This window comes from uncultured Acinetobacter sp., from assembly GCF_947626835.1.
In the GTDB taxonomy this organism is placed as follows: domain Bacteria; phylum Pseudomonadota; class Gammaproteobacteria; order Pseudomonadales; family Moraxellaceae; genus Acinetobacter.
Window position 1 is genome coordinate 24490 of record NZ_CANQTS010000026.1, and the last position, 9354, is coordinate 33843.

Consider the following 9354-nt stretch of genomic DNA (forward strand, 5'->3'; position numbering starts at 1 on the left):
TTTTTGCTTTTTAAAAACGAGCCTATTGCATCAAATTTTCAAAATTACTTATTCAGCTAAATTCCGCTATAACTGAAGCAATAGAAAATAAATATGCAGATAGGGGCGATGAATGGATTTTAATTGGGTATATACATTCACATTATTATCACATCAAGATTTTTGGTTAGCCACTTGGACCGTCATTCAACTGAGTGTTTTAGTTTGGGTTGTGGGCATTGTCTTAGGTTTTGTTTTAGCTTTAGGCAAACAATCTCGTTTTAAAGCGGTGGCTTGGTCAAGCGATACTTATATCTGGTTTTTTCGTAGTTTGCCGCTGTTGGTATTATTGGTATTTGTGTATAACTTGCCACAGATTTTCCCCAGTTCAAGTGTATTGTTGGCATCGCCTTTTATGGCTGGTTTAATTGCCATGATTTTAAGCGAAGCGGCATATATTGCCGAAATTCATCGGGGCGGTTTAAGCTCAATTCATAAAGGTCAAATCGAAGCAGGTAAGGCCTTGGGCTTAAAGTATTCAGGCATTCAGCGTTTGATTGTCATGCCACAGGCTTTTCGTGTGGCTTTACCGGCTTTAGGCAATGAATATGTGTCTATTGTAAAATTGACCTCATTGGTTCAGTGATTTCATTGACAGAGATTTTACTCATCGGGCAACGCCTATATACCCAAAATTTCTTGGTGATGGAAACCATGCTTGCAGTGGCATTTTACTATGTCTTGATTGTGACGCTGTTTGGTTGGTTGATTCATTGGTTTGAAAGAAAAATTGATATTAGCCAACGTAAGCCCGGCTTATTAAATCAAGATGATCCTTTGTATCAGCTCCCTCAAGCATCGGTACGTGCTCGTAAAGAACTCAGTACACAACGTACAGGGGAATATGCTTTAGAAGCACTCAATATTCATAAGTCATATGGTCAACAACAGGTATTAAAAGGCATTGATCTGCAAGTGAAATGGGGTGAAGTCATTTCAATTATTGGACCCTCTGGTTCTGGCAAAACCACTTTTATTCGGACTTTAAATGGTTTAGAAAAATTAGATCACGGCACCGTCAATCTGTTGGGTCAGCCATTTTTAAAAGACCAAGAGTTAACCGAAGACTCTCCAGCCTATAAACAACAAATTGTTAATGTCGGTATGGTGTTTCAAAACTTTAACTTATTTCCACATAAAACAATTTTGGAAAATGTCATGTTAGCGCCGTTATATCATGCTATGGGAACGGTATTGGATAGCAAGATTACCGCCCTTGCGATGCTTGAAAAAGTTGGGATGAAACAACATGCCAATAAATACCCACATCAACTTTCAGGTGGTCAACAACAGCGTGTTGCGATTGCACGTGCCTTGGCGATGCAACCCTCGATTATCTTATTTGACGAGCCCACATCAGCCCTTGATCCAGAGTTAGTCAATGAAGTGCTTAAGGTGATTGAAGAGTTGGCAAGCGAAGGTCTTACCATGATTATTGTCACCCATGAAATGCATTTTGCCTTTAAAGTGTCTGATCGTGTGGTGTTTATGGAAGGTGGGCATATTGTTTTAAATGACCATCCAGATGTCCTTAAACAAGCTGAACATCAACGTCTGGATAAATTTATTGCCAAAGCGGCTTAAACCATAAACTGATGTGAAAAAAGTGGCCAAAATGGCTGCTTTTTTGTTTGTAATGCACTTAAAACAAAGGCTTTTCTTTTTATAAAGCACTAGGTAAAAAAATCCTAATCGGATTATGGTAAAGATTATTTTATAGTTTAAATCAACAATAAATTAAAGCTAAACCATAGGATTTAAAATGAAATATAACGCGATTTTTGCCACCAGCATACTCAGTATTTTGTTATTGGCAGGTTGTGCCAAACCAGAAAACAGCACACAAGCGACCACAGCAACCGCTGCTATAAAAACATTAAATGTGGGTTCAGACTTAACTTTTCCACCCTATGAATATTTGCAAGATGGCGTACCAAGTGGGTTTAGTGTGGAAATGATGGAAAAAATTGCCCAAGTTGAGGGAGGTTATAGCACCCAATGGGTGGATACTCGTTGGGCCAATTTGATTCCAGGTCTAAAGTCGCAGAAATTTGATATTTTATTTTCTTCTATGTACATCACTAAAGAACGTCTTGAACAAATTGATATGATTCCGTATTACAAAACCGATATTGCTTTATTGGTGCGTCAAGACTCACAGGTACTGCCACAAGGACCCAATGATCTTTGTGGTCAAGTGGTCGGGGCGATGAAAGGTACAGCCTTTGCCTCACAAGTTCAAGAAATCTCAAAAGAGCGTTGCGTGGCACAAGGCAAAGCAGCCATTACTTTACGTGAATTTGAAACCTCCCCACAAACCACGCAAGCCTTACTGGCGCGTGCGGTAAATATTCAGTACGACGATGCAGCAGTTATGATGGCAGCAGTCAAAAGTTTGCCTGAGAAAGTCAAAATTAGCTCAACCGAACAATTTTTCCCAATTGTAGGTGGCATTGGGGTGCGTAAAGGTGATACCGCAACCTATCAAATGATTGAATCTGGCTTAAATAAACTTAAAGCCTCCGGTGATTTTGAAAAATTGCTCAATACTTATGGCCTGCAAGCCCCAACTGAAGCAGACATTGCTGCTGTAATGAACAAATAAAATAGGCGATTGGGAGAGAAAAAAAGATGTTACAACAAGCACAAATTGAACAATTTCAGCGTGATGGATTTTTGGTGGTTGAAAATGTGATGGGGCCTGAACAACTCACTGCATTACGCCATCAGCTAGAAAATTGGGTGGATGAAAGTCGAGCCTATACAGACGCCTATGGAGAAACTATAGATGGACGTGCACGTTTTGATATAGACCCAAGTGACCATAACGCTGATCATCCTGCGCTCAGACGGGTAAGTTCACCCACTGAAATTTCAAAAGCCTATTTTGATACGGCGTTAAAGTCGGAGATGGCGTATATGGCAGGTCAATTGATTGGCGGCAGTGGCACTCGTTTTCATCATAGTAAGGTGAATGCAAAATTACCGCACACCGCCACTACCGTAAAATGGCATCAAGACTTTCCGTTTACCCCACATACCAACGATGACATGATTAACGCACTTTTGATGGTGGGTGAAGTGACCGCTGAAAATGGTCCTTTGCAAGTGATTCCCGGTAGCCATAAAGGCGAATTATTTAATCATTGGCAAGATGGGCGCTTTAGTGGCAAAGTTGAAGATTGGGTTGAAGCACAGCAGTGTCAAAACTATGTATCCTGTACCGGTGCTGCAGGTTCGGTGTGTTTTATGCACACGCGTTTATTGCATGCATCCGGTGCCAACCATACTCAATTGCCACGTTATTTGTTTATTAGTGTCTATGCAGCCGAAGATGCCGTGGCACTCTCAGATAATCCATTGCCGAGTATTCATCAAGGGCAATTGGTATATGGCCGAGAAAGTGGTCAAGTTCGCATGACGGCCAATCAGTTGAAAATGCCACAAAAACCTAAAGGTGCCTCATTTTTTGTGCAACAAGCAGGGCTAGAGGTCGCATAGTCTACATTCAACATAACAGCCTCAATTGAGGCTCTTTTTTGCTATAGCAGTCGAAGATGAAACAAACCGTTTTTATACCCTGCCTTGGCTTAGTTTTAAGCCAGTGTAGGCTTGCTTGATTGGTGAAGTCAGTGTAAATAGATGAGCTCGCTCACTTTATAAACATAAATGCTAGGCTTGGTATTGGATTTACTGTAATGGGTTAAGTCACTTGCAAGCTTAGCGGCAGGACTTGCTACTCAAGATGCTAAATTCCTTATTGCGCTTTCCTTTATGGTCGATTGTTCCACTTATCTGCATCTATATGCTCTTAGGGATAAGCGCACGTCATGCAGAGGTAGACCATCATGCTGCGATTGTCACATTAACAGTATTTTTAACAGCTACGTGGTTATGGATGTGTACCAAACTAGATGAAACCTATATTGCTGTTTTAGCTGTTTTTATTTTAATCACTAGTGGTACGCTTAAGGAGACAGCCTTATATGTGTCTTGGGGACAAGACATTATGTGGCTGTTAATTGCAGCTTTTGTCATTGCAGCAGGTGTGGTAAAAACAGGGATTGCCACCTATTGTTCATCTCAGCTTTTACAATATGCGCATAGCCCGCGTATGTTATGTTATACGCTCAGCCTTTTTATTGTCTTCTCGGCATTTATCATTCCGTCGACTTCAGGTCGTGCAGCAATTATTTTGCCAATTTTTTTAGCCTTAGTTGATCGCTTAAAAGCTTATCCAAACCTGATTAAAGCATTGGCTTTATTGTGCCCATCAATTATTTTATTGAGTGCAGTCGGTTCTTATTTTGGTGCTGGTGCACATTTAATTACCAATCAAATCTTATTGGACCAAGGCTATGCCAGTTTTAGCTTACTCAATTGGTTATACTTAGGGTTACCTTTCGCCTTGATCTCTTCATTGGCATGTACCGAACTGATTTTACGACTCTTTACTACCGCACAAGATCGATGCTTGCCACTTAATTTATTACAACTTAAGCCACTACAACCTAGTTCAGAGCAAGTTGGCTTATCGTCTGAGCAAAAGCGTATTGTTGGTATTTTGGCTTTAATTTTGGGTTTATGGTTTTTAGAGCCATGGCATCATATCTCAGCCACCATGGTGGCCTTATTTGGTGCACTCTTGATGGCGACCCCAGGTGTTGGTTGTATTAAGTTTTCTCATGCGATGAAAACAGTGCCTTGGTCATTGTTAATTTTTATGGCAGCAACGCTCACGATGGGAGCAGCCTTAATTCAAAGTGGTGCTGTGACGTGGCTAACACAAGCCCTTTTTACACACATAGATGCCAAACAGTGGGGCGCACCAGTGCTGTTTACCAGCGCTATGATTCTGCTGTCCTTACTGGCTCATTTATTAATCCAGTCACGCTCAGCACGTTCTGTGGTGTTAATTCCAATTGCAGTAAGCCTTGCACCACAATTTAATGTCTCTCCTATAGCAATTGCCTTTATTTCAACTGCTGCTGGTTTTTGCCATTCTTTCACTTCATCGGCAAAACCCATTGCAATTTTTCATCAAACTGAAACACAGTCTATGTTTAATTCAGAAGATTTACTGAAATTAAGCTTTTATTTAGCACCCATCATGTTTGTGTTGCTATTAATTTTTACATTCTTGATTTGGCCACTTATGGGTATGCCAATATGGATATCGACTGAATAATTTGATTTTTTATGTATGCTAATAGTTTGAGAAATATATTAATTTTACCAAGTGGTTTTAAAAAATCTCTAAGTGCAACGCAAGTGGCTGAAGCGATAAAAATTGGTGTGGCCAAGAGCTTGCCAGCTGCCATGATCACAGCGATTCCTATTGCCGATGGTGGAGAAGATACTGCACATATTTTAGCACAGCAGACCCAAGGTAAAATTATACCTAAAACCATTACGGGGCCTTTAGGACAGCCAATTTCATCTTATTTTGCAATGTTAGGTCAGCCCTATCAACATGTCGCTGTGATTGAAATGGCAGCTGCTGCAGGGTTAAAACTGATTCCTTTGGAGCAACGTAACCCTATGCTCACCACAAGTTTTGGGGTGGGCGAATTGATCAAAGCTGCACTTGCTGAAGGTGCGACACAAATTATTGTTGGTTGTGGGGATTCGGGAATCAGTGACGGAGGAATGGGTGCGTTACAAGCGCTTGGGGTCAACATTACAGATCAGGCCAGTCAAGCAGTGCAACTTGGTGGGCAAGCCTTACAACAAGTGGTACAGATTGACTATTCAAGTCTTGTTGCTCCATTACGTGAACACAAAGTAGAAATTAAGCTGGCACTTAATCCTTTTAATATTCTGTGTGGTCCTCAAGGTGTGGCGCCTGTTTTTGGCCCGCAAAAAGGTGCCTCGCCTGATCAAGTGCAACAACTATCACAAGGCCTTGAACATTGGGCAAAGCAGCTTAAAAAAAATCATTTAAACCCAATACAAAACTTTGATTTTGCTTATGCATCTGGTACAGGCGCATCGGGAGGGTTAGGTGCAGGTTTAGCTGCAATTGGCGCAAGCTTGTGTCCAAGATTTGAAGTATTTTTAAGTCAAGATCTTTTGGGCTATGATTTAGATGCACAAATACAGCATGCCGATCTGGTGATTACCGCGGAGGGCGCGATAGATTGTCAAACGTTGCGTGGCAAAGTCCCTGCTGAAATTGCGCGTCGGGCAGCCAAATATGATAAACCAGTGATTGCATTGGCCGGTACACTAGGAAATGAGGCGCATTGTATCTATGATATTGGCATAGATGCGATCAGTTCAATTGTGCCTCGTCCAATGTCGCTTGAACATGCTATTACTCAAAGCGAAACCCTAATGATTCAGGCCACTGAGCGTTTGATTAAAAGTGTATTGTTAGGCATGAAAATCGCACAGCAACAACGTTGTGTTTAAAGTCTTTATATCGGCTTGAATACATGAGGTTTAACATAAGCGTATAAATGATATACCGCCGCCAAAGCTATGCACATCTTTTGCTAACGGTCGATGTGTATAGCTGGGTTTATGTTTAAGCGGAATGTTTAAGTAAGTTTTTATCGGTTTGATAATCTTTATATTTACGTTGAATATCAATATGTTCGGCAATGTATTTAGCATCGTGCCATACACCCCAAATAAAGCTTGAGCCTCGGCCTGTTAAATAAGGTAAGCCTAAAAAATATACGCCACGTTGTGGTGAAATGCCTTGTTTATGAATCGGTTGATTGAATTCATTAAAGGTATCTACCTGTAGCCAACTAAAATCATAACCAAAACCTGAGGCCCAAATGACAGAGCTAATATTTTGCGCGGCTAAGTCGAGTGTTAATATCGGTTGAGTCACGCACTCAGGATCAGGCAGTAGTTGACGTGCTTGCGGCTCAGCGGGTAGATCTAAACCATTGTTTTTAATATAAGCATCGGCTTCATTATAGAAGGCCAACAGTGCACTATCAGCTTCATCTAAATTGTGTTTTAAGTTGTCTTTAAACTCAACCACTTGTCCTGCAAAAGATTGTGTACTACCGAGCAATGTGATGCCTTGTTGGGCTAACACACGAAAATCAACATTAATGCCGCCATGTGCACCACTGACTGCAAAACCCTTTAAAGGACCTGTATCACTGCGCATAAAGTCCCAACCTCCCAGTACCCCTAACCACCAAACATTGTCACGATTACGGTAAGTGCGTGGTGGACGTTCATGGCGCCCTACCGATAAGTAGACTTTTTTACCCGCCCGATTAAGCTCATCGGCAATTTGTACGCCAGATGAACCCGCACCAATTACCAACACCCCACCTTCAGGCAGTTGCTGTGGATTTTTATATTGATCTGAGTGAATTTGATAAAATTCTGGTTGTTTGGGCGCAATTGCAGGAATAAGCGCTTTTTGAAAAGCACCAGTGGCTGACACAATATGTTGTGCGTATAGCGTTCCTTGAGATGTTTCAACGGTGTAACCGAGTTGATTTGGGGATTTATAGACTTTATTTACACTAACCCCAGTATGAATCGGTAAATTAAACTTTTTTGCATATTGTTCGAAATACTCTGCGACTTGATCATGATGAACAAAGGCATCGGGATCTGCATTAAATTCCATATTGGGAAAACGATCATGCCAACACGGACCATTGGCCACTAAAGAGTCCCAGCGCCGTGTACGCCATGCTTCGGCAATACGATTTTTTTCTAACACCACATGTGAGATGCCTAAGCGAGTTAAATGTTCACTCATCGCAACACCCGCTTGGCCTGCGCCAACCACCAACGTATCAATATTTAAATGATCTAATTTCATTTTGTTATCCTATTGTCTTTAGCCTATACGACCACAGTGGCTATTTTTATGGTATTTAAAGCCAATGACTTTAAAAATAATGTTATGGATATGGCTTTAATATAGGGGCTTGTGATTGCTTTAGAAAATCATATAAGCAAAACATATACATCAAAAAAACCGAATTGCTTGTTTTTTATAAACGGCCTATAACTGGATCAACAGATCACTTCACACTCAATGATATTCGGCAGTTTGTTATTAATTTTGCTTAAAAAAATAAATGTGCCATATAGCTTAGGATAAAAAATGAAATCACGTGCAGCAGTTGCATTCGCTCCCGGTCAACCCTTACAAATTGTCGAACTTGATGTTGCTCCACCCAAAGTAGGGGAAGTTTTAGTCAAAATTACCCATACAGGCGTGTGCCACACCGATGCTTTTACTTTGTCCGGTGATGATCCAGAGGGGGTATTTCCTGTTGTACTTGGGCATGAGGGTGCAGGTATTGTGGTGCAAGTGGGTGAAGGTGTGACGAGTGTTGCACCGGGTGATCATGTGATTCCGTTGTATACGGCAGAATGTGGTGAATGTGTCTTTTGTCAATCTGATAAAACCAATCTTTGTGTAGCAGTACGCGCAACACAAGGCAAAGGGGTCATGCCTGATGGTACAACACGTTTTTCCTATCAAGGTCAACCGATTTATCATTATATGGGCTGTTCAACGTTTTCAGAATATACGGTCGTTGCTGAAGTCTCTTTGGCCAAAATCAATCCACAAGCAAATCCTGAACATGTGTGTTTACTTGGCTGTGGTGTCACCACGGGGATTGGTGCTGTACATAACACCGCAAAAGTACAATCTGGGGACTCCGTGGCTGTGTTTGGCTTAGGTGGTATTGGTTTGGCAGTCGTGCAAGGTGCCCATCAAGCTCAAGCTGCTCAAATTATTGTGGTCGACACCAATCCTGAAAAATTTGCATTGGCTCAAGAATTTGGTGCCACAGATTGTTTAAATCCGAATGATTATGATAAGCCCATTCAACAGGTCATTGTGGAAATGACCGGTTGGGGCGTAGACCACTCATTTGAATGTATTGGCAATGTCAATGTGATGCGTTCAGCGCTTGAATGTACGCATCGAGGTTGGGGACAATCGGTGATTATTGGGGTAGCAGGAGCGGGTCAAGAAATTTCAACCCGACCTTTTCAATTGGTGACAGGACGTACGTGGAAAGGTACGGCTTTTGGTGGAGTTAAAGGTCGCTCACAATTACCTTTAATGGTCGAAGAGGCAATGAAAGGCGATATTCAACTGCAACCTTTTGTAACCCATACCATGCCACTAGAGCAGATCAATGATGCATTTGAGTTAATGCATGCTGGAAAATCAATTCGAAGCGTGATTCATTTTTAAACGTATAAGTCTAAGATTATCTTATAAGACTTGTTGAACCCGAATCATGGATAAGCCTAGTTTTACATTGTTGTAAATTGAGGCTTATTCTGATGGCAGATTTGATAAGCACA

8 protein-coding genes are annotated in these 9354 nt (G+C 41.3%); 7 read left to right on the forward strand and 1 reads right to left on the reverse strand.

From position 1 onward, the window contains the following. Window positions 1-112 precede the first annotated feature (112 nt). The 6 genes from Q0Z55_RS09955 to Q0Z55_RS09980 all read left to right on the forward strand — a co-directional run bounded on the left by Q0Z55_RS09955 (window position 113) and on the right by Q0Z55_RS09980 (window position 6453). Window positions 113-625: an ABC transporter permease subunit gene (locus tag Q0Z55_RS09955; protein WP_297427847.1), complete on the forward strand. Its 513-nt coding sequence runs from the start codon at window positions 113-115 to the stop codon at window positions 623-625. 5 nt (window positions 626-630) lie between these two features. Further along, window positions 631-1623: an amino acid ABC transporter ATP-binding protein gene (locus Q0Z55_RS09960; RefSeq protein WP_297427850.1), complete on the forward strand. Its 993-nt coding sequence runs from the start codon at window positions 631-633 to the stop codon at window positions 1621-1623. A gap of 178 nt (window positions 1624-1801) precedes the next feature. Then, window positions 1802-2644, forward strand: a complete 843-nt coding sequence (locus tag Q0Z55_RS09965; RefSeq protein WP_297427853.1) for a transporter substrate-binding domain-containing protein — start codon at window positions 1802-1804, stop codon at window positions 2642-2644. Window positions 2645-2670: 26 nt separating this feature from the next. Next, window positions 2671-3540, forward strand: coding sequence for a phytanoyl-CoA dioxygenase family protein (locus Q0Z55_RS09970; RefSeq protein WP_297427856.1), 870 nt, complete (start codon window positions 2671-2673; stop codon window positions 3538-3540). 244 nt (window positions 3541-3784) lie between these two features. After that, a complete protein-coding gene (locus Q0Z55_RS09975; protein ID WP_297427859.1) occupies window positions 3785-5227 on the forward strand; it encodes an SLC13 family permease in 1443 nt (480 codons plus the stop codon). Between the two features lie 26 nt (window positions 5228-5253). Then, a complete protein-coding gene (locus Q0Z55_RS09980; RefSeq protein WP_297427863.1) occupies window positions 5254-6453 on the forward strand; it encodes a glycerate kinase in 1200 nt (399 codons plus the stop codon). Between the two features lie 115 nt (window positions 6454-6568). On the opposite strand, the gene Q0Z55_RS09985 is transcribed toward Q0Z55_RS09980, so the two are convergent. Beyond that, a complete protein-coding gene (locus tag Q0Z55_RS09985; RefSeq protein WP_297427866.1) occupies window positions 6569-7843 on the reverse strand; it encodes an NAD(P)/FAD-dependent oxidoreductase in 1275 nt (424 codons plus the stop codon). Window positions 7844-8131: 288 nt separating this feature from the next. Here Q0Z55_RS09985 and Q0Z55_RS09990 point away from each other — a divergent pair, with 288 nt between their 5' ends. Then, window positions 8132-9241, forward strand: a complete 1110-nt coding sequence (locus Q0Z55_RS09990) for an S-(hydroxymethyl)glutathione dehydrogenase/class III alcohol dehydrogenase (protein ID WP_297427869.1) — start codon at window positions 8132-8134, stop codon at window positions 9239-9241. The last annotated feature ends 113 nt before the right edge of the window (window positions 9242-9354 follow it).